Raw genomic sequence first — 21081 nt, forward strand, 5'->3', positions numbered from 1 at the left:
GTAAATTACACGCAGCGGATTGCTGCAAATTCAAACATGGGAGGAAAAGCGCATGAAAATTATTATGTTGGGGGCACCTGGTGCCGGAAAAGGTACGCAGGCAAAACAGATCGCTGCAAAATATGAGATTCCTCATATTTCAACCGGCGATATCTTCCGCGCAAATATCAAAGAGGGAACCGAGCTTGGAAAGAAAGCGAAAGCATTCATGGACAAGGGAGAACTCGTTCCGGACGAGCTGACCTGCGATCTTGTTGTAGACCGTATTTCCAAACCGGACGCAGCAAAGGGCTACGTGCTGGATGGCTTCCCAAGAACGATTCCGCAGGCAGAGGCACTGACCAAAGCCCTGGAAGCACGCGGAGAGAAAATTGACTACGCAATCAATGTAGAAGTACCGGATGAAAATATCGTTCACCGTATGGGCGGACGCCGTGCCTGCATCGGATGCGGAGCAACGTATCATGTAGAATTTAACGCACCAAAGGTAGAAGATGTATGCGATACCTGCGGCGGCGAGCTGGTTCTTCGTGATGACGATAAACCTGAGACCGTACAGAAGAGACTGTCTGTATACCATGCTCAGACACAGCCTCTGATTGACTACTATAAGAAAGCCAATGTTCTGGTGGAAGTTGACGGAACCCAGGATATCAACGTGGTATTTCAGGATATAGTAAAGATTTTAGGAGCGTAAAGGATGTCCATATCAATTAAAACTGCCCGGGAAATTGAAAAAATGCGCCGTGCCGGTGAACTGCTGGAGAAGGTACACGATGAATTAGGCCGCGCCATCCATCCGGGAATGTCAACCTGGGAAATCAACAAGCTCGGAGAAGAGATGATCCGCAGCTTCGGATGCACTCCCAACTTTTTAAACTATAATGGGTATCCGGCTTCGATCTGCGTTTCTGTGAACGAAGAAGTGGTTCACGGAATCCCAAGTAAAAAACGGATTCTGAAAGAGGGCGACATTGTCAGCCTGGATGCGGGACTTATCTATGAAGGATACCATTCCGACGCAGCCCGCACACACGCGGTCGGTGAGATCTCGCCGGAGGCAAGAAAACTGGTGGAAGTAACACGCCAGGCCTTTTTTGAAGGAATCAAATACGCAAAAGCAGGCCATCATCTTCATGAGATTTCGGCGGCGATCGGTGCATACGCAGAGAGCTTCGGCTACGGCGTTGTCCGCGACCTGGTAGGCCACGGCATCGGAACGCACCTGCACGAAGATCCGGCAGTGCCGAACTTCGCACAGCCAAGCCGCGGCGTCCGTCTGCAGCCTGGCATGACGCTCGCCATCGAGCCGATGATCACAGCCGGAGGCTATGCAGTCAGATGGCTGGATGATGACTGGACCGTTGTGACAGAAGACGGCTCTCTTGCCGCACATTATGAGAACACGATTCTGATTACGGAGGGAGAACCGGAAATTCTGACACTTTCGCATACGGAGGAGGATTTATGAAACCGATTGTGAAAGGAATGTTTGCCAGAAGCCTGGCCGGCCACGATAAAGGAAAGCTGTATGTGATTTCGGATGTACAGGAGCCATACGTATTCCTAGTGGACGGAAAAATCCGTACCGCCAACCGGCCGAAAAAGAAGAAGCTGATTCACGTACAGCCGGATTACGAAATGACGGATGCGGTTCGTGATGAAGATATCCGTAAGGCATTAAAAGAAAAAAGTTGCAAAGAGTTGAAGGAGGATTAATCAATGTCTAAGGCAGATGTAATTGAGGTAGAGGGAACTGTCCTCGAGAAATTACCAAACGCAATGTTTAAAGTAGAACTGGAGAACAAACACGTAGTATTAGCTCATATCAGTGGAAAGCTGCGTATGAACTTTATCCGTATTCTCCCGGGAGACAAAGTAACCATCGAGCTGTCCCCATACGATCTGGACAAGGGACGTATTATCTGGAGAGATAAATAAGAAATACGATAAAAAAAGCCATCCGGCATGCCGGATGGCTTTTTCTCTGTATGTGTTTCTCTGTATTCATCCCCAATAACAGTAACCGTTCTACAGAACAAAGATTTCGATCACCGGCCTTCAGATTTCTGACAGCCACAAAGCAAGCACCAGTCTGCAAACCCTGCAGCATCCGCGGCGGCGGGCATCTGAATTTCTTTTCAGTCCCTTTTGAAACCTTCCAGATGTATTATGCAATATTTTAATAGAAAAAGCAATGAAAAAAGTATAAAATTTTATGAAAACTTTTTGTAAAAACCAGGAGAATTTGTGCACTTTTGAAACAAAATTTTTAAACCGTCAGAAGAAAAAAGAAAAAGTGAAAAGACAGGAGAAAAGAGCGGCCGGAAAACCGTGAAAATGACAGATGAGGGCTCGAAAGCGACAGAAGAATATATGTTCGTGAATTCTGTGTGAAGTTGAAATATTTGGTTGAATTCTCAAAATAATGTGATACAATGCAATAGAGAAACTTTACGGGGAAATTTTACCGGGAAGGGTCTCCTGGGCGGTGTGGTAAAATCCATGCACCGGCAGAAATCAAGGAAACATTTTATGAAACAGCAGGCTGCAGTCTGAAAAATAATTCGGATCTGCAGCAATGGCATCGCTGCTCTTTACAGATAACAGGAAAGGAAAATGTGCAATGACAAAAATGGGAAAGAGAAAGAAAAAAGGCCTTGTTGCAGCATTGAGCGTAGTTGCAGTGATTGTTTTACTTGCCGCTGCATATGGAATCTTCTGTCTGATCATCGAGGATGACAAAATCTGGCAGATGCTTCTATTAACGGAGTAAACATTCAGGGAATGAGCAAAAAAGAAGCTGCACAGACAGTGGAACAGAAGTTTGAAGAAGATTATAAAGATACAGCTGTTACCGTTGAGCTGGATGGTCAGCAGTATACGATGAACGTATTTCCAATGCTGGGGATGGATGCTTCCGCAGAAATTGAAAAAGCATATGAAAAAGGCCATGGAAATCTTCTGGTTCGCGGTCTGGAGTGGGTCGAGATGAAACGGGGAAAGGCAGAGAAACTTTCCTATGATGTGCAGCCGACTGTGGCCCATCCAGATGAGGTGGAAGGAATTGTACAGGCATCCGGCATTCAGGATTACAACTCCATGCAGGATACTACATATGAAGTAACAGATACCGGCCTGATCGTGCATAAAGGCATTTCAGGAACCAGACCGGATGTGGATGCTTTAAAACAGCAGATCCAGACGAATGTGACAGCAATGAATTTCCAGGATGTAATTTCCTGCCCGACGGCAGAAAATCAGCTGACGGAGCCGGATTTTGCCGGAATTGCAAGCCAGATTTATACCGAGCCGGTCAATGCGACGCTGGATCCGGACAACGGATATTCCGTTGTGGCATCGAAAAACGGAACCTCAATGGATGCGGACAGTGCGAAAGCCGAGTATGAGAGTGCAGAAGAAAATACGGATATCACGATTCCGTTTACCTTTACCGAGCCGGAGATTACAACCGAGAAGATGAACGCAAATCTGTTTAAAGACACGCTTGGAAGTTACAGCTCCAGCGCAGCAGGTGGAACGAGCGGAAGAATTCACAACGTCGGACTTACGGCATCTATCTGCAACGGACAGATCGTTCTGCCGGGAGAAACCTTCTCTTTTAATGGTGTCGTAGGTGATACAACGGCGGAAAAAGGATACCAGGAGGCAGCAGGCTATCAGGATGGCAAAGTCGTCCAGGTACTTGGAGGAGGCGAATGCCAGGTGTCTTCCACACTGTTTTCCGCTATTTTGTATACAGACCTTGATGTGTTGGAAAGAGCCAACCATTCGATGCCGGTACATTATGTGCCGTCAGGAATGGATGCAACCGTATTCTGGGATTCACCGGATTTCAAATTTGAAAATAATCATAAGTATCCGGTGAAAATTGTGATGAATATGGACAGCAGTGATACACTGACCGTAAAAATTCTCGGAACAAAAGAAAACGACTATACCATTGAGCCAAGGGTAGAGCAGATCGATGAGATGAGTAATGTAACGTATCGTGATTATAAAGATGCAAGCGGAAATGTAGTAAAATCAGAATCCGTATGCGCAAGCAAATACAAACCGCTGAACTCAGGATCATGATGCAAAAAAAGATGTTACCTGTAAAAAACAGGCGGGACAGAGAAGAGAAATCTGTCCCGCCTGTTTTTTTCTTACCAGTGGGAGAGATGAAAAAATGCACAGAAAAAGAGCAAAAAAAAATGAAAAAATATGTAAAAAATTTCTTGCATTTCCGGGAACAAAATGCTATACTATAAAACGAACTTTTGCGCGTGGACTTTTTTCTAACCCACAAAAAGAAAACGCATTCCAAAAGTTTACAACAGAAAATTCCCCTACACGGGGCGCTAAGGAGCAAAGAAAGGAGGATTCATCATGAAGGTTAGATCTTCTGTAAAACCGATCTGCGAGAAATGCAAAGTTATCAAAAGAAAAGGTAGCATCAGAATCATTTGTGAGAATCCAAAGCACAAACAGCGCCAGGGCTAATCCGTCATTAGGCTTGATCGTAATTGTGCAGATTTTAAGTGCGGCTGCAGCGAGGACGCGCGTGAATGCGTTGTTCTGCTGTTAATATTATAAAGTGAGACACCTGGCAAGTTGCAGCCAGGACACCTCCGGCGGGTGGACGCGCGGAGCGCAGACATCCCTTATAATATTGCTTAATACTCCGATCTGTCAGGTGGCAGAAGGAGAAAGGTCGTGCGAACACGGCTGGATACACGCATACCTGTATCCCAATTAGGAAAATATTAATGTTTTAGAAAAATGGAGGACAAAGTACATGGCTCGTATAGCTGGTGTAGACTTACCAAGAGACAAACGTGTTGAGATTGGTCTGACCTATATCTACGGAATCGGTAGAACAAGTGCAGATCGTATCTTAAAAGAGGCTGGAGTAAATCCAGATACACGCTGCAGAGATTTGACAGACGATGAAGTAAAGAGACTCAGCGCAGTTATCGATGAGACTCAGGTTGTAGAGGGAGATCTTCGTAGAGAAATCGCTATGAACATCAAACGTCTGCAGGAGATCGGATGCTACAGAGGTATCCGTCATCGTAAAGGCCTTCCGGTTCGTGGTCAGAAAACAAAGACCAACGCAAGAACCCGCAAAGGTCCTAAGAGAACTGTTGCAAATAAGAAGAAATAATTTAACCAGTAGTCCAATATAAGATTAAGAAAGTGTAGGTTAGTTTTAAAATGGCAAAAGTGACAAAGAAAACGACAAAACGTCGTGTCAGAAAAAACGTTGAACACGGACAGGCACATATCCAGTCTTCCTTCAATAATACAATCGTAACACTGACTGATGCAGAAGGAAACGCTCTTTCATGGGCAAGTGCCGGCGGTCTGGGATTTAGAGGTTCAAGAAAATCTACTCCATACGCAGCTCAGATGGCTGCAGAAACTGCTACCAAAGCAGCGCTGGTTCATGGCTTAAAGACTGTTGACGTTATGGTAAAAGGACCAGGATCAGGTCGTGAAGCTGCAATCCGTGCCCTTCAGGCATGCGGTCTTGAAGTTACAAGCATCCGCGACGTAACACCGGTTCCGCACAACGGATGCCGCCCACCAAAACGTAGAAGAGTCTGATTAGGAGGTTAAGAACATGGCAGTAAATAGAGTACCAGTCCTGAAAAGATGCAGATCCCTCGGAATGGATCCTGTATATCTTGGAATTGATAAGAAGTCCACAAGACAGCTGAAAAGAGCAAACAGAAAAATGTCTGAGTATGGTCTTCAGTTAAGAGAAAAACAGAAAGCAAAATTCATCTACGGCGTTCTGGAGAAACCTTTTGTTAACTATTACAAAAAGGCTGACAGAATGGAAGGACAGACTGGTGAGAACCTGATGATCCTTCTTGAGCTCCGTCTGGACAACGTTCTGTTCCGTATGGGAATGGCTAGAACCAGAAAAGAAGCACGTCAGATCGTTGACCACAAACACGTTCTGGTTAACGGCAAACAGGTAAATATCCCGTCTTACCTTGTAAGCGCTGGTGATACCATCGAAATCAAAGAGGGTAAAAAATCCTCTCAGAGATATAAAGACATCGTAGAGGTTACAGGCGGCCGTCTGACTCCAGAATGGATCGAGGCTGATCTTGAGGCACTCAAAGGTGTTGTAAAAGAGCGTCCTACCCGCGAAATGATCGATGTTCCGGTTGACGAAGTGCAGATCGTCGAGCTGTATTCTAAATAAAGAATCGCCATACGCGGAAGGCTTTATTCCCATGAGTAATGAGCCAACCAATTTAAAAGGAGGGGCTTTCGAGTGTTTGATTTTAACAAACCGAAAATTGAAATTACTGAGATTTCTGATGACAAGAAGTACGGCAGATTTGTGGTTGAACCTCTGGAAAGAGGCTACGGTATCACATTAGGTAATTCTCTTCGCAGAATTATGCTTTCTTCCCTCCCTGGAGCAGCAGTAAGCCAGGTTAAAATCGAGGGCGTTCTTCATGAATTCAGCTCCATCCCTGGAGTAAAAGAAGACGTTACAGAAATCATCATGAACCTGAAGAGCCTTGCAATCCGCAATAACAGCGTAACCAACGAAGCAAAAGTTGCTTATATTGAGTTCGAGGGCGAGGGAGTTGTAAGAGCATCCGATATTCAGGTAGATCAGGATATTGAGATCATGAATCCGGATCAGGTAATCGCAACCCTGAACGGCGGCCCGGACAGCAAGCTGTACATGGAGCTGACGATCACAAAAGGCCGCGGTTATATCAGTGCTGACAAAGGCAAGAGCGATGACATGCCGATCGGCGTTCTCGCTGTGGATGCTATCTATACACCGGTTGAGCGTGTAAACCTCAAAGTGGAGAACACCCGTGTAGGTCAGATTACCGATTACGATAAACTGACACTGGATGTTTACACCAGAGGAACACTGGATCCGGACGAGGCAGTCAGCCTGGCAGCTAAGGTTTTAAGCGAGCATCTGAAACTCTTCATCGATCTGTCTGAGAATGCGAAGACAGCAGAAGTTATGATCGAGAAAGAGGACAATGAGAAAGAGAAAGTTCTGGAGATGAACATCGACGAGCTTGAGCTTTCCGTGCGTTCCTATAACTGCTTGAAACGTGCCGGTATCAATACCGTAGAAGAGCTGTGCAACAAAACTTCCGAAGACATGATGAAGGTTCGTAACCTGGGCCGCAAGTCTCTGGAAGAGGTACTTGCAAAGCTGAAAGAACTGGGACTGTCACTGAGTCCTGGGGACGGAGAATAAATCACAGCGATTTATCTTTCCGTTTGATTTGTAGACGAAAACCCCCTGTCAGTAAGTCCGAGGCAGCATGACTTGTGGGTTCCACAAATGGAGGAAAATTTAAAATGGCAAAATATAGAAAACTTGGCAGAACATCTGACCAGAGAAAAGCATTATTAAGAAACCAGGTAACCAACCTTCTGTATCACGGAAAAATCGTTACCACTGAGACCAAAGCGAAAGAGATCCGCAAGATCGCTGAAAGCATGATCGCACTGGCTGTAAAAGAGAAAGATAACTTTGAGACCGTTACCGTTACTGCTAAAGTAGCTCGTAAAGATGCTGATGGCAAACGTGTGAAAGAAGTAAAAGACGGCAAAAAAGTTACCGTATACGATGAAGTTCAGAAAGAGATCAAAAAAGATCTTCCGTCCAGACTTCACGCTAGACGTCAGATGGCAAGCTTCTTCTATCCTGTAACAGAGGTTCCGACCGAAGCAGCAGGACGCAAGAAAAACACCAAGTCCATCGATATGCCACAGAAAATGTTCGATGAGATCGCTCCGAAATATGCAGACCGTAACGGCGGATATACCCGTATCATCAAGATCGGACCGCGTAAAGGTGATGCAGCTATGGAAGTTGTAATCGAGCTGGTTTAATCTGTAAATAGTTTTGAAATCCGCAGGGGCTGCCTCTTAATAGGTGGCTCCTGTTTTGTTGTATATCATATTTTATATGACACAATTGCGAAATTGTGGCAATGTACGGGGTTGCATCTGCTTTGCGAATAAGGTACAATACAGAATACAGAACAGCTAAAATGGGATACAAAGGAGAGCATTTGCATGGAAGGCAAGAAAAAAATGTTGTTTATTTTTAATCCGTTTTCCGGAAAAGCACAGATTAAAAGTAAACTGTTTGAAATTATCGATGTTTTTGTAAAAGGCGGGTATGAGGTCATTGTCCACCCGACGCAGGCAGTCGGAGATGGTTTCGAAAAGACAAAGGAGCTTGCGCCGCAGGTGGATCTCGTTGTCTGCAGCGGGGGCGACGGAACACTGGATGAAGTTGTCAGCGGTCTGATGGAAGTGGATCAGCGCGTTCCGATCGGTTATATTCCGGCCGGAAGCACCAATGACTTTGCAAACAGTCTTTCTATTTCGAAAGATATGGTACAGGCGGCAAAGGATATCATCGAGGGAAACCTGTATTCCTGTGATGTGGGAGCGTTCAACAACGACAGCTTTGTCTACATCGCTGCATTCGGCCTTTTCACGGATGTTTCCTATGAGACAGACCAGCACATGAAAAACATTCTCGGCCATCTGGCATACCTGCTGGAGGGATCCAAACGGATCTGGAATGTGCCGACGTACTGGATTAAAGTCGAGGCAAACGGGGAAACCTTTGAGGGAGAGTATATCTACGGTATGGTGACGAATGCCAAGTCCGTCGGCGGCTTCAAAAACCTGCCGGGACAGGATGTACGCCTGGATGACGGACTCTTCGAGGTAACCCTGATCAAACGCCCGAAAAACCCGCTGGAACTGAATGAGATCATTGCGTCCCTGCTGATGCAGGAGGATCACACAGACCTCATCGATTCGTTCAAGACCGACCGCATCATCATCGAGTCCAACCAGGAGATTTCCTGGACTCTGGACGGCGAATACGGCGGAGATCACGGCTATGTCTGCATCGAAGCGCGCAAACATGCCATGGAACTGGTTCTGAACAATAAGTAGGCACGGCTTTTTGATAAGTTTTTCACAAAAAAGTGCAAAAAAATGGATTTCGCTACGAAAACCATTTGGCATTTGCAGAAAGATATTGTATAATAAAACCAGTTATGAAAGTAACAAGCATGCCGTAAGCCTGAAAACGGTACACGGCACAATTACAGACACAGGAGGTCATTTGAGCTATGTTAGTATCAGCAAAAGAAATGTTGGACAAAGCAAAAGCTGGCCACTATGCAGTTGGTCAGTTTAACATCAACAACCTGGAGTGGACAAAATCCATCCTTCTTACCGCACAGGAGATGAATTCTCCAGTTATCCTTGGTGTATCTGAGGGTGCAGGAAAATACATGACAGGTTTCAAAACTGTAGCTGCTATGGTAAAAGCTATGATCGAAGAACTGAACATCACTGTTCCGGTTGCTCTGCATCTGGACCACGGAACCTACGAAGGATGCTACAAATGCATCGAAGCAGGTTTCTCATCCATCATGTTTGACGGATCTCATTATCCGATCGAAGAGAACGTTGCAAAAACAAAAGAACTGGTAGCTGTTTGCAAAGAGAAAGGAATGTCTCTGGAAGCAGAAGTTGGTTCTATCGGTGGAGAAGAAGATGGTGTTGTAGGTATGGGCGAATGCGCTGATCCAAACGAGTGCAAGATGATTGCAGACCTCGGTGTAGATATGCTTGCAGCAGGTATCGGCAATATCCACGGTGTATACCCGGCTAACTGGCAGGGACTGAGCTTTGAGACTCTGGCAGCTGTACAGGAGCTGACAGGAACTATGCCGCTCGTTCTTCACGGTGGTACAGGTATCCCGGATGACATGATCAAGAAAGCCATTGACCTTGGCGTTTCCAAAATCAATGTAAATACAGAGTGCCAGCTTGCATTCGCAGCAGCTACACGTAAATACATCGAAGAGGGAAAAGATCAGCAGGGTAAAGGATTCGATCCTCGTAAACTGCTTGCTCCTGGCGCAGAAGCTATCAAAGCTACTGTAAGAGAGAAAATCGAACTGTTCGGTTCTGCAAACAAAGCCTGAGTTTAAGCACGAAAATGCTGTGCAGGATTCCTGGGGGACTTCCTCCTCAGGGTCCGCACAGTATTTTTTTTCGCGAGCAACGAGTCAAAGTCCGTGCTTGTACGAGACCTTGACGACTGCCGCGAAAGCTTTCATCGAATCCGCTAATTTTTTCGCCTGAATTAGGAAAGTTTTGTAAAATAATACGAAAAAGGGACTGAGTTCAAAAAAGCACTTGCGTTTTTGGGGTTTTTGAGTTATTTTAGTATCAGTTGGAAATCAAATCCATATGCGAATGTAAAACAAGGGCGTTCTACAAAAAATATAGCTTTTTTAGCTACCTTTTTGAGAACTCCTTTTTCTTGTATTAGGATCTTTTTAGAATCCGGCGGGAAGGTCGCATCGCAAAATTCACAAATGGAAAGGAAGAAAGAAAATGGGAGAATATGTAAATCCAGCCAAAATTTTTGGCGAAAATGTATTCAATGACACTGTAATGCAGGAACGTCTTCCAAAAAATGTTTACAAGAAGCTGAAAAAGATCATCGAAGAAGGCGGTGAGCTGGATCTTGCTACTGCAGATACGATTGCACATGAGATGAAAGAATGGGCAATTGAAAAAGGAGCAACACACTATACACACTGGTTCCAGCCGCTGACCGGTGCAACTGCAGAAAAGCACGATTCTTTTATCACAGCACCGATGCCGAACGGCAAAGTACTGATGAGCTTCTCCGGTAAAGAGCTGATCAAAGGCGAGCCGGATGCATCTTCTTTCCCGTCCGGTGGACTGCGTGCTACCTTTGAGGCAAGAGGATATACAGCATGGGACTGCACCTCACCGGCTTTCGTTCGTCAGGACGCAGCAGGCGCAACCCTCTGCATTCCGACTGCATTCTGCTCCTACACAGGAGAGGCGCTTGACCAGAAAACACCGCTTCTTCGTTCCATGGAAGCTCTGAATGTACAGTCCCTGCGTCTGTTAAAACTGTTCGGAAACACCACTTCCAAGAAAGTAACTCCTTCCGTAGGACCGGAGCAGGAATACTTCCTGGTAGATGCAGAGAAATTCCTGCAGAGAAAAGACCTGATCTACACCGGACGTACCCTGTTTGGCGCAATGCCTCCAAAAGGACAGGAGATGGACGATCACTATTTCGGAACCATCCGTCAGAGAATTGCTTCCTTTATGAAGGATGTCAACATTGAGCTGTGGAAGATGGGTGTTACAGCAAAGACACAGCACAATGAGGTTGCACCGGCACAGCACGAGCTGGCTTCCATTTATTCCGAGGCAAACGTAGCAGTTGACAACAACCAGCTCGTTATGCAGACTTTAAAGAGAGTTGCATGCCAGCACGGACTGAAATGCCTGCTGCATGAGAAACCGTTCGCAGGTGTCAACGGTTCTGGTAAACACGACAACTGGTCCATCACCACAGATGACGGCATCAACCTTCTTGAGCCGGGCAAAACACCGCACGAGAACATTCAGTTCCTGCTCGTATTAAGCTGCGTTCTGAAAGCCGTTGATGTTCACGCAGATCTGCTTCGTGAGTCCGCAGCCGATCCGGGAAACGATCACAGACTGGGAGCTAACGAGGCGCCGCCAGCTATTATTTCTGTATTCCTTGGAGAGCAGCTGGAGGATGTTGTAGAGCAGCTCATCAGCACCGGAAATGCAACAAAGAGCAAAAAAGAGGGCGTTCTGGAGACTGGTGTTAAGACACTTCCGGATCTCAAGAAAGATGCTACCGACCGTAACAGAACCTCACCGTTCGCCTTCACCGGAAACAAATTCGAGTTCCGTATGGTTGGTTCCCGTGATTCCGTTGCAGCTCCGAACATCGTACTGAACACCATCGTTGCAGAAGCATTCCGCGATGCATGCGATGTACTAGAAGGCGCTGAAAACTTCGAGGACGCTGTCCATGATCTGATCAAGAAGAACTTAAGTGAGCATCAGAGAATCATCTTCAATGGCGACGGATATGCAGATGAGTGGTTAGCTGAGGCAGAGAGAAGAGGACTTCCGAACATCAAATCCATGGTGTACGCAATCCCGGCACTGACCACTGATACCGCAATCAAACTGTTCGGCGATTTCAAAGTATTCACCGAGGCAGAGCTGGTATCCCGTGCAGAAGTTAAATTCGAGAACTATGCAAAGACCATCAACATCGAAGCAAAGACCATGATCGACATGGCAAGCAAACAGATCATCCCGGCAGTCATCAAATATGCGACTTCCCTGGCTGGATCTATCAACACCATCACCGCAGCAGGTGTTACAGCAGTTGGTGTACAGAAAAATCTGCTGAACGAGACAAGTGCACTGCTTGAGAAAACCCAGAAAGCACTCGACGAGCTGATCGCAATCGAGAATGCAGGATGCGAGATGGAAGACGGCGAAGCAAAAGCAAAATACTACTACGAGAAAGTTGCTCCGGCTATGGAGGCACTCCGTGCACCGGTTGACAAACTGGAGATGATCGTAGACAAAGAGATGTGGCCGATGCGTCCTACGGCGATCTGATGTTTGAGGTTTAACCCTAGTAGACAAGAAGTCTCCCACTTCTAAAGCGGTGGGATGAATTGTTAAAAGAAACACAACGGCAGTGGCGGGCGGAGAGAAATCGGTATCCTCCACTGACATGAGGCAAGTCACAGTCGAACTATTTTCGACATGTCAGACTCCGTGAAAATACCGACTGTGAGTTGAAACAATCCGCAGACGATCCGCTAAATTGTAAAAATTCTGTGAAAACAGGGCAGAAAAAGAGGCTGTTTTTGACAACAGCCTCTTTTTTTAGTATAATGGAGATTAGCTGTTGCCAGAAGAAAAGGGCGGACAGCGCTGCCGGAAGAAACGGCAGGAAAACATGGAGGAAACGCTTCTGGATTTCGAAGGAAAACAGAAGTATACAGAACAATGAATGCAGAACTGGAAATTTTAGGTGTGAAGCTGAAACATTACCGCGTCGATGCGGCAATGGAGATTGCAGAGGAATACCTCTCGAACGATAAGCTGAACACCATCGGGATTGTTACAATGCAGATGCTGATGCAGGCGAGCAAGGAACCGACGTGGAAACAGTATATCGAAGATCTGGATCTGACGGTCATCGGGGAAACCGAAGTGCTGGAGGCAGCAGGAATCGACCCGGAGACGCCGTCCTATGAGGAAGTGGAGACGAACGAGTTCATCGCCCGTTTTTTCTGGGGACTGATTCAGAAAAAAAGCCGGATTTTCGTACTGGGCGACACTGAAGAAGAACTGCAGACACTGCAGAAATATCTGACAGAAACGTATCCCGGCATTGAGATCGGAGGCGGTGCTGTTGTCGAGACGCTGGAGGAATCCGCGTTTGACAGCCTGGTCAACGAGATCAACAGCCAGACGACGGACGTGATTGTGAGCGGCCTTGCAGGAACGCGGCAGGATCGTTTCGTTCTGGAAAACAGCAGCAAAATCAGCGCAAAAATCTGGCTGAGCCTTGGCGAGCATTCGACGCTGCAGAACGAGGCCGGTATAAAAACGAGCTGGTGGGGAACTCTGCTAAAGAAGAATACGTTCAAGTGGATGGTAACAAAATATAACAGCGAAAAGGACGGTTGAAGTTCATGAACTGGATACGGAACAAACAGCAGTGGAGAGATTATCTGCTGATTACGCTGGGAACCGCGGTCATGGCGGTTGCGACCAGCTCGATTTACGACCCGGCGGGGCTTGTTACCGGAGGATTTTCCGGTCTTGCAATCGTCATCAAACAACTGAGCCAGATGCTGTTCGGAAAAGGAGTTCCGCTCTGGGTGACGAACCTTGTGCTGAACATTCCGCTCTTTCTGTTCGGAATCCGCATGAGCCGCGATTTTCTGGTGAAAACCATCTTCGGAACCCTGATGAATACGTTCTGGATTGCCGTTCTCCCGGTGCTGCAGCTGGTGCCGGATGACAGGATGCTTTCCGCACTGTTCGGCGGCGTTCTGATGGGAGCAGGCATCGGCCTCGTCTTCATCGGAAACGGTACGACGGGCGGAACGGATATGATGGCGGCTCTGATCCAGAGAAAGCTGCGCCACTATTCCGTTGCACAGGTTATGCAGGTGCTTGATGGAATCATCGTCATCGCCGGTATTTTTGTCTTCGGTATCCACGCTTCGCTCTATGCGATCGTGGCAATCTACGTGACGACGAAAATGACGGATGCCCTGATGGAAGGTATGAATTATGCGAAATCCGCGTTTATCATTACCGCGCATCCGGAGCAGGTAGCCGATGAGCTCATGAAAGAACTCGACCGCGGCGCGTCCGGCATCCACATCAAGGGAATGTACACGGGCGAAGAGCGTATGATGGTATTCTGTGTTGTGGGCAAAAAACAGATCCCGCAGCTCAAACAGATCGTAGGAACGATCGATCCGGACGCGTTTGTCGTTGTGTCGGATGCAAGAGAGGTCTTAGGAGAGGGCTTCCAGACGGATTTCTCCTGACCTTTTTACGTATTTTGTGGTATAAATGTTGTGTTTTCTCTTCCTTTTTTGTCTATTTTGTATTAAAATAAGTATATCTGTGAGGTACTTTGCATCAGGCGCAGAACCATAGGGGTGTGGATATGCCTGGCAATGAAAGCGGGTGCAGCCGGAGACAAACTATAGGATGAAAGAGGGAAGAAAATATGATTTCAAATCAGATTTTACAGAGTACCATTGAGGGAATCAAAAATATTTCGCGTGTCGAACTCTGCGTGACTGATGTAGAAGGAAAGGTTCTGGTAACGACGTTTCCGGAGGTTGAGATCAGCCAGAATGATATTGTAACGTTTGCGCAGTCTCAGGCAGATCCAGACCATGAAAATTATCAGTTTTTTAAAGTATACGATGAACACCAGCTGGAGTACATTCTGGTTGTAAAAGGCGGAAACGATGACATTCACCTGATCGGGAAAATGGTTACCTTCCAGATTCAGGGCCTCCTTACCGCCTACAAGGAGCGCTTCGATAAAGACAACTTTATCAAGAATCTGCTGCTCGACAACCTGCTGCTGGTCGACATCTACAACAGGGCGAAGAAGTTACATATTGAAGTGGAAGCACGCCGCCTTGTATTTATTCTTGAGACAAATCCGGATAAAAACAGCGGGGCGCTGGAAAGCGTCAAGAGTCTGCTCGGTACCAAATCCGGTGACTTTATAACTGCCGTCGATGAGAAAAACATTATCATCGTCAAGGAACTTGCTCCAGGTGAGGATTATGCCCAGATGAACAAAGTGGCAGCCACCATTCTGGAAGCAGCAGGAAGAGATGAGGAGGGGAAAACCCACGTTGCTTACGGTACCATTGTCAAGGAGATCAAAGAAGTATCGCGTTCCTACAAAGAAGCCAGAATGGCGATGGACGTCGGAAAAATCTTCTCCGCTGAGAATGATATCTATGCATACAGCTCACTGGGTATCGGCCGTCTGATTTACCAGCTTCCGATCCCACTGTGCAAAATGTTCATCAAAGAGATTTTTGGCAACAAATCGCCGGATGACTTTGATGAAGAGACACTGACAACGATCAATAAATTCTTTGAAAATTCTCTGAATGTCTCGGAAACCTCGAGACAGCTTTATATACACCGAAATACCCTTGTCTATCGGCTGGATAAGCTGCAGAAGAGCACGGGACTCGATCTTAGAGTTTTTGAAGATGCGATCACATTCAAGATTGCGCTTATGGTTGTGCAGTACATGAAATACATGGAAACGCTCGATTATTAAGCGAGAACCCTTGAAGGAGGAATTGCATGATAACATTGGATAGTGTAAGTAAGAGTTACGCGAAAGGCCAGCCGGCCGTCAACAACGTATCCTTACACATCGAGAAGGGGGAATTCGTCTTTATCGTGGGAAACAGCGGTTCTGGAAAATCGACGCTGATCAAGCTCCTTTTGAAAGAACTCGAGCCCACATCCGGTACCATTAAGGTAAACGGACAGATCTTAAATAAAATGAAACGCTGGAGAGTGCCGAAATACCGCCGCGGTGTCGGCGTCGTATTCCAGGATTTCCGCCTTTTAAAAGACCGGAATGTCTATGAAAACGTAGCATTCGCACAGCGTGTCATCGAGAAACCGAACCGCGTCATCAAAAAGCGCGTGCCGGAAGTCCTGACGCTGGTCGGACTGGCAGAGAAGTACAAATCTTTCCCGAAGGAGCTTTCCGGAGGAGAGCAGCAGCGAGTTGCCGTGGCAAGAGCCATTGTCAACCGGCCTGACATTCTTCTGGCGGACGAGCCGACCGGAAACCTGGACCCGGGAAACTCCATGGAGATTATGAAGCTCCTGGAGGAAATCAACAACAGAGGAACGACCGTTCTTGTGGTAACCCACAACCGTGAGATCGTCAACTCCATGAAAAAACGCGTTATTACCATGCGAAAAGGCGTGGTAGTCAGCGATGAGAAGGAGGGCGAGTACCATGAGGTTTAGTACACTGGGCTACAGCATCAAACAGGGTGTCAAAAACATCTGGAGAAACAAGATGTTCTCGCTGGCATCCATCGCAACCATGGGAGCCTGTATCTTTCTGTTCGGTATCTTCTTTGCGGTTGTCATCAACTTTAACTACATCGTAAAAAATGCCGAGACAGACGTATCTATGACCGTCTTCTTCAATGAAGATGTGGATCAGGCGACGATCGATGAGATCGGAACGGAGATCAAGGCCAAGACCGATGTGGTCAAGGAATGTAAGTATGTTTCCGCGGATGAGACGTGGGAAAACTTTGCAAAACAGTATTTCGAAGGAAAAGAGGAATACAAGGACGGCTTTAAGCCAAACGACAACCCGCTTGCAACTTCTGCTCACTACGAGGTTTACGTATACCAGGTAGAGACGCAGGATGCACTGGCTGAGTATATCCGCTCGCTGGACGGTGTCCGTGAGGTTAAACAGGCCGAGGGTGCAACAACAACGTTGACGACGATGAACCGTGTCATTGGCTACGTTTCCATCGCGATCATCCTGATTCTTCTTGCCGTATCTGTTTTCCTGATCAGCAATACCGTCACGATCGGTATTTCGGTCCGGAAAGAGGAGATCGGTATCATGAAGCTGATCGGTGCGACGAACCTGTTTGTAAGGGCTCCGTTCCTGATCGAGGGTATCCTGATCGGTCTTGTCGGAGCAGCGATTCCGCTGGGGCTGCTGTACGTTGTATACAACAGAGTCATCAGCTACGTTATGACGGAGTTCAGCGTACTGTCGAACTTTATGGCATTCATGCCGGTATCGGCCGTATTCCGGATTCTGCTTCCGGTCGGACTCATTCTCGGTATGGGAATCGGACTTGTCGGCAGTATCTTTACGATTCGAAAACACTTGAAAGTCTGATAGGATTAGACAATATAATAAAGTAAAAATAAGTCCCGGAATCCGTCAAAAGATTCCGGGATCTTTCGATTGGGAGGCATATTTTGGAAGAACTGATGAAGGAAGAAAAAGAGGGCGTAAAAGCGGCAGAGCAGGAAAAACCGAAAAAGCGCAGAAACAGAAAGAAAAACCGAAAAAATGAGATGCGGAAGAGCTACTTTGCGGGCATGATTTCCATGCTGGCGATTGTAATGATCGTGCTTGTCGGAACAACGTTTCTTTGGCCGGGAAGTAGTGCGGACCACCCCGGCGGCTTCTGGTCGTGGCGGAAGACGGCGGCGATCAAAGCGATGATCAGCCAGCTTTACGCGGGCGATGTGGATGACACAGAGCTGTCGAATGCGATGTATAAAGGGCTGATCAGCGGCCTCGGCGACAAGTATTCTACGTATTACACGAAAGAGGAATACGAAGCGATCAAGACAGCGCAGGAGGGTTACTATCAGGGCATCGGTGTTACGGTGACGCTGGACGGCGATAAGCTGCAGGTCACCGGCGTACAGGACGATACCCCGGCGGCGAAGGCCGGTATTCAGGCGGATGACCGCATTGTGAAGATTGACGGGCAGACACTCGAAGGCTTAAGCCTCAACGATGCGGTCGGTCTTCTGAAAAACAGCGAGAACGACACCGTGACGCTTTCCATCGAGCGGGAAGGCGAGGCGGATCTGATTGAAACGGAAGTCACAAAAGAGAAGCTTGCGGCGATTGTGGCAGACGGTAAAATGCTGGACGACAAGATCGGCTATCTGGCCATCAGCGAGTTTACAGGGCTTACCTCCGAGCAGTTCCAGAAAGCATACCAGTCACTGCAGGATCAGGGCATGGAGCGCCTGATCATCGATCTGCGCGGCAATCCGGGCGGCCTCGTGACGGCAGTCTGTGACACCCTGCGCCAGATCCTGCCGGAGGGACTCATCGTGTATACCGAGGATAAAAATGGAAAACGGGAAGAGTATACCTGCGACGGCGATACCCCGATCTCGATTCCACTCGTCGTGCTGGTCAATGAAAATACGGCAAGTGCGGCAGAAATCTTCACGGGAGCAGTCAAAGATTACGGCATCGGAACGATTGTCGGAACGACGACATTCGGAAAAGGCATTGTCCAGAACACATTCCAGCTCTCCGACGGCAGTGTGGTGAAGCTGACGATTGCCCATTATTACACGCCGCTCGGCAACGACATCCACAAGGTCGGTATCGCGCCGGATGTCGAGGTGGAGCTGCCGGATGACGCGACGAGCGATGTGCAGCTCGAAAAAGCGCTGGAAGTTGTCAAAGGACTGGAAGGTGCGGAATAAAATAAGAATTTTCATAGAAAAGCAGGAAAAAGGTAGGAAAAAAAGCACGAACGTGTTATCTTAGTAGAGGAGCCGAAAACAGATCTTGGCAGGCTCTAAAAGAAAGTGAGGAAAGACAGATGAACTTTACAGAAAGAAGAAAACAGGTTTTTGATAAAATGGACCAGGATTCCGCACTGCTTTTGTTTTCTGGAATCGAGCTGCATGTCAGCGCAGACGAATATCTGCCGTTTGAAGCAAACCGCAACTTTTTCTATCTGACCGGCCTTCGCAGAGATCACATGATCCTGATGATGAAAAAGACCGCAAAAGAGGAGAAATCCATTCTGTTTATCGAGGAAGCGGATCTGAACCAGGAGAGATGGTTTGGAAGAAAAGTAACCGTATCCGAGGCACAGGAGATCACCGGAATCGACGACGTTCGTTTCCTGGATTCCTTTGAGGGTATGGTAAACCGTCTGATGGCACGCGAGGACATCGGAACCCTGTATTTCGACTGCTACCGCTATCAGGTCGAGGATCTGCCGGATTACAACATGGTAAAGGCAGAGGAGTTCGCAAAGAAATTTCCAGGCAGACCGATTAAAAACATTGCTCCTGTCATCGCAGCACTGCGGATGCAGAAAGATGAGGATGAGATCGCTCTCGTCCGCCAGGCAATCAAGATCACCGACGACGCGCTGAAATTCGTGATGAAGAATCTGAAACCGGGCTGCACCGAGTATCAGGCACAGGCTGATTTCGAGTACAAGATTTTCCACGAGGGAGCAGACGGAACCGCATTCCCGACGATCGCAGGAAGCGGTGCAAACGGAACGATGCTGCACTACGACACCAACCGTGACGTGTGCGAGGATGAGACCCTGCTTCTGATGGACCTCGGAGCAAAATTCCAGGGCTACTGCGCAGATATCACCAGAACGTATCCAGTCAACGGAAAATATACGGACCGTCAGAGACAGGTTTACGACGTTGTTCTGGCAGCAAACCGCGCCGTTGCAAAAGCAGCAAAACCGGGTATGACATTAAAAGAGCTCGACGATATCGCAAAAGATGTTCTCGGCGAGGGCTGTGTGAAACTTGGCCTGATCGAGAAGAAAGAGGATGTCGGAATCTATTACATGCACGGCGTTTCCCATCACCTCGGCATCGATGTACACGATGTGACCGCGGCATGGAACGACAAGCTGCGTCCAGGCGCCATCATCACCGATGAGCCGGGTCTTTATATTGACGAGTGGGAGATCGGAATCCGGGTCGAGGATGATATCCTGATTACAGAGGACGGATGCGAGGTTCTTTCCGAGAATCTGATGCGTGATCCAGACCAGATTGAAGCCTTTATGCAGGAAAAAGAGGCGTAAGAAAAAAACTACGGAGGATTTAGTTAGATGAAAATTGCAGTTACATACGATAACGGGAATATTTTCCAGCATTTTGGAAAAACAGAGAATTTTAAGGTTTACGAAGTAGAAGACAATCAGGTGGTTTCCAGCGAAGTGATCGGATCCAACGGAACCGGCCACGGCGCACTGGCAGGCCTTCTTTCCGAGCAGGGCGTGGATGTTCTGATCTGCGGCGGCATCGGCGGCGGTGCACAGGCTGCTCTTGCTGAGGCAGGCGTAGAGCTCTGCTCCGGAGCAGAGGGAGATGTGGATGCAGCGGTGGAAGCTTACTTAAACGGAACGCTCACATCTGCGGGTGCAACCTGCGATCACCACGATCACGAGGAAGGCCATTCCTGCGGCGACCACTGCGGAAGCCATGAGGAAGAGGAGAGCTCCTGCGGCGGTTCCTGCGGAACCTGCGGCGGCGGATGCGGTGCACCGACTCCGGTTATGGAAGGTAAGAATGTCGGAAAAACCTGCCGTACCCACTACAGAGGAACCTTCAACGATGGAACCCAGTTTGATTCTTCCTACGACCGCGGCGAACCGCTCGAGTTCATCTGCGGTGTGGGCCAGATGATCCGCGGCTTCGATGCAGCCGTTGCAGAGATGGAAGTCGGCGAAAAAGTCAACATCCATCTGATGCCGGAGGAGGCTTACGGAATGCCGGATCCGAACGCAATTTTCACCGTTGCGATCGCACAGCTTCCGGGAGCAGAGGAAGTAGAGGTCGGACAGCAGGTTTATCTGCAGAACCAGTACGGCCAGCCGTTCCCGGTAAAAGTTACCGCAAAAGACGAGACCAATATCACGTTTGATGCCAACCATGAGATGGCTGGAAAAGAGCTGAATTTTGAGATTGAGCTGGTTGAAGTGAAATAAAAAAATGCATAAAAAGAGTGTCAGGACGAAGGAGCCAGGCACTCTTTTTTGATGCGCAGAAAAATCAACGATTCCCATTTCC

At 47.6% G+C, this 21081-nt stretch carries 23 protein-coding genes and 1 pseudogene; all 24 read left to right on the forward strand.

Going from position 1 to position 21081, the window contains the following annotated elements; all coding sequences use genetic code 11:
• The first annotated feature begins 52 nt into the window (after positions 1–52).
• The 24 genes and pseudogenes from DWZ60_RS04910 to DWZ60_RS05025 all read left to right on the forward strand — a co-directional run bounded on the left by DWZ60_RS04910 (position 53) and on the right by DWZ60_RS05025 (position 20999).
• Complete coding sequence (locus tag DWZ60_RS04910; RefSeq protein WP_022461645.1) at positions 53–697, forward strand: adenylate kinase; 645 nt, start codon at positions 53–55, stop codon at positions 695–697.
• A 3-nt stretch (positions 698–700) separates the two neighbouring features.
• Positions 701–1471: a type I methionyl aminopeptidase gene (gene map / locus DWZ60_RS04915; RefSeq protein ID WP_022461644.1), complete on the forward strand. Its 771-nt coding sequence runs from the start codon at positions 701–703 to the stop codon at positions 1469–1471.
• Positions 1468–1719 (forward strand): KOW domain-containing RNA-binding protein, encoded by a 252-nt coding sequence (locus DWZ60_RS04920; RefSeq protein ID WP_022461643.1) that lies wholly within the window; start codon positions 1468–1470, stop codon positions 1717–1719. Before map ends, DWZ60_RS04920 begins: the two co-directional genes overlap by 4 nt.
• Before the next feature lie 3 nt (positions 1720–1722).
• The gene (infA, locus tag DWZ60_RS04925) at positions 1723–1941 is read left to right on the forward strand and encodes a translation initiation factor IF-1 (RefSeq protein WP_022461642.1); all 219 of its coding nucleotides are present in this window, start codon (positions 1723–1725) and stop codon (positions 1939–1941) included.
• Between the two features lie 685 nt (positions 1942–2626).
• Positions 2627–2776 (forward strand): hypothetical protein, encoded by a 150-nt coding sequence (locus tag DWZ60_RS17235; RefSeq protein ID WP_158576316.1) that lies wholly within the window; start codon positions 2627–2629, stop codon positions 2774–2776.
• Between the two features lie 11 nt (positions 2777–2787).
• The gene (locus DWZ60_RS04935) at positions 2788–4098 is read left to right on the forward strand and encodes a VanW family protein (protein WP_119188683.1); all 1311 of its coding nucleotides are present in this window, start codon (positions 2788–2790) and stop codon (positions 4096–4098) included.
• Positions 4099–4192: 94 nt separating this feature from the next.
• On the forward strand, positions 4193–4396 hold the full coding sequence (locus DWZ60_RS17105; protein ID WP_055220743.1) for a hypothetical protein: 204 nt from the start codon (positions 4193–4195) through the stop codon (positions 4394–4396).
• Entirely contained in the window at positions 4393–4506 is a 114-nt protein-coding gene (gene rpmJ, locus DWZ60_RS04945) for a 50S ribosomal protein L36 (RefSeq protein ID WP_003022746.1), read from the forward strand. Before DWZ60_RS17105 ends, rpmJ begins: the two co-directional genes overlap by 4 nt.
• Before the next feature lie 295 nt (positions 4507–4801).
• A complete protein-coding gene (gene rpsM, locus DWZ60_RS04950) occupies positions 4802–5170 on the forward strand; it encodes a 30S ribosomal protein S13 (protein ID WP_117510474.1) in 369 nt (122 codons plus the stop codon).
• A gap of 50 nt (positions 5171–5220) precedes the next feature.
• Entirely contained in the window at positions 5221–5613 is a 393-nt protein-coding gene (rpsK, locus tag DWZ60_RS04955; protein WP_022461574.1) for a 30S ribosomal protein S11, read from the forward strand.
• Positions 5614–5629: 16 nt separating this feature from the next.
• The gene (gene rpsD, locus DWZ60_RS04960) at positions 5630–6223 is read left to right on the forward strand and encodes a 30S ribosomal protein S4 (RefSeq protein WP_022461575.1); all 594 of its coding nucleotides are present in this window, start codon (positions 5630–5632) and stop codon (positions 6221–6223) included.
• A 72-nt stretch (positions 6224–6295) separates the two neighbouring features.
• Positions 6296–7258: a DNA-directed RNA polymerase subunit alpha gene (locus DWZ60_RS04965; RefSeq protein ID WP_117510475.1), complete on the forward strand. Its 963-nt coding sequence runs from the start codon at positions 6296–6298 to the stop codon at positions 7256–7258.
• 104 nt (positions 7259–7362) lie between these two features.
• Positions 7363–7899, forward strand: a complete 537-nt coding sequence (locus tag DWZ60_RS04970) for a bL17 family ribosomal protein (protein ID WP_022461577.1) — start codon at positions 7363–7365, stop codon at positions 7897–7899.
• 186 nt (positions 7900–8085) lie between these two features.
• Positions 8086–8985, forward strand: a complete 900-nt coding sequence (locus tag DWZ60_RS04975) for a diacylglycerol/lipid kinase family protein (protein ID WP_119221331.1) — start codon at positions 8086–8088, stop codon at positions 8983–8985.
• 179 nt (positions 8986–9164) lie between these two features.
• Positions 9165–10028, forward strand: a complete 864-nt coding sequence (fba, locus tag DWZ60_RS04980) for a class II fructose-1,6-bisphosphate aldolase (RefSeq protein WP_022461579.1) — start codon at positions 9165–9167, stop codon at positions 10026–10028.
• Between the two features lie 415 nt (positions 10029–10443).
• A pseudogene (locus DWZ60_RS04985) lies at positions 10444–12557 on the forward strand (glutamine synthetase III family protein).
• Positions 12558–12939: 382 nt separating this feature from the next.
• Entirely contained in the window at positions 12940–13626 is a 687-nt protein-coding gene (locus DWZ60_RS04990) for a WecB/TagA/CpsF family glycosyltransferase (protein WP_117761414.1), read from the forward strand.
• 5 nt (positions 13627–13631) lie between these two features.
• Positions 13632–14501, forward strand: a complete 870-nt coding sequence (locus tag DWZ60_RS04995; protein ID WP_117510478.1) for a YitT family protein — start codon at positions 13632–13634, stop codon at positions 14499–14501.
• Positions 14502–14686: 185 nt separating this feature from the next.
• On the forward strand, positions 14687–15772 hold the full coding sequence (locus tag DWZ60_RS05000) for a PucR family transcriptional regulator (protein WP_119221332.1): 1086 nt from the start codon (positions 14687–14689) through the stop codon (positions 15770–15772).
• A 26-nt stretch (positions 15773–15798) separates the two neighbouring features.
• Positions 15799–16482, forward strand: a complete 684-nt coding sequence (gene ftsE, locus DWZ60_RS05005) for a cell division ATP-binding protein FtsE (protein ID WP_022461638.1) — start codon at positions 15799–15801, stop codon at positions 16480–16482.
• Complete coding sequence (gene ftsX / locus DWZ60_RS05010) at positions 16472–17386, forward strand: permease-like cell division protein FtsX (RefSeq protein WP_022461639.1); 915 nt, start codon at positions 16472–16474, stop codon at positions 17384–17386. The genes ftsE and ftsX overlap by 11 nt, the downstream gene beginning before the upstream one ends.
• An 83-nt stretch (positions 17387–17469) precedes the next feature.
• Positions 17470–18729, forward strand: coding sequence for a S41 family peptidase (locus DWZ60_RS05015; protein ID WP_243038213.1), 1260 nt, complete (start codon positions 17470–17472; stop codon positions 18727–18729).
• 119 nt (positions 18730–18848) lie between these two features.
• Entirely contained in the window at positions 18849–20093 is a 1245-nt protein-coding gene (locus DWZ60_RS05020; RefSeq protein WP_119221333.1) for an aminopeptidase P N-terminal domain-containing protein, read from the forward strand.
• 27 nt (positions 20094–20120) lie between these two features.
• Entirely contained in the window at positions 20121–20999 is an 879-nt protein-coding gene (locus DWZ60_RS05025) for a NifB/NifX family molybdenum-iron cluster-binding protein (protein ID WP_118640540.1), read from the forward strand.
• The last annotated feature ends 82 nt before the right edge of the window (positions 21000–21081 follow it).

The organism is Blautia sp. AF34-10 (assembly GCF_003477865.1).
GTDB lineage: Bacteria > Bacillota > Clostridia > Lachnospirales > Lachnospiraceae > Fusicatenibacter > Fusicatenibacter saccharivorans.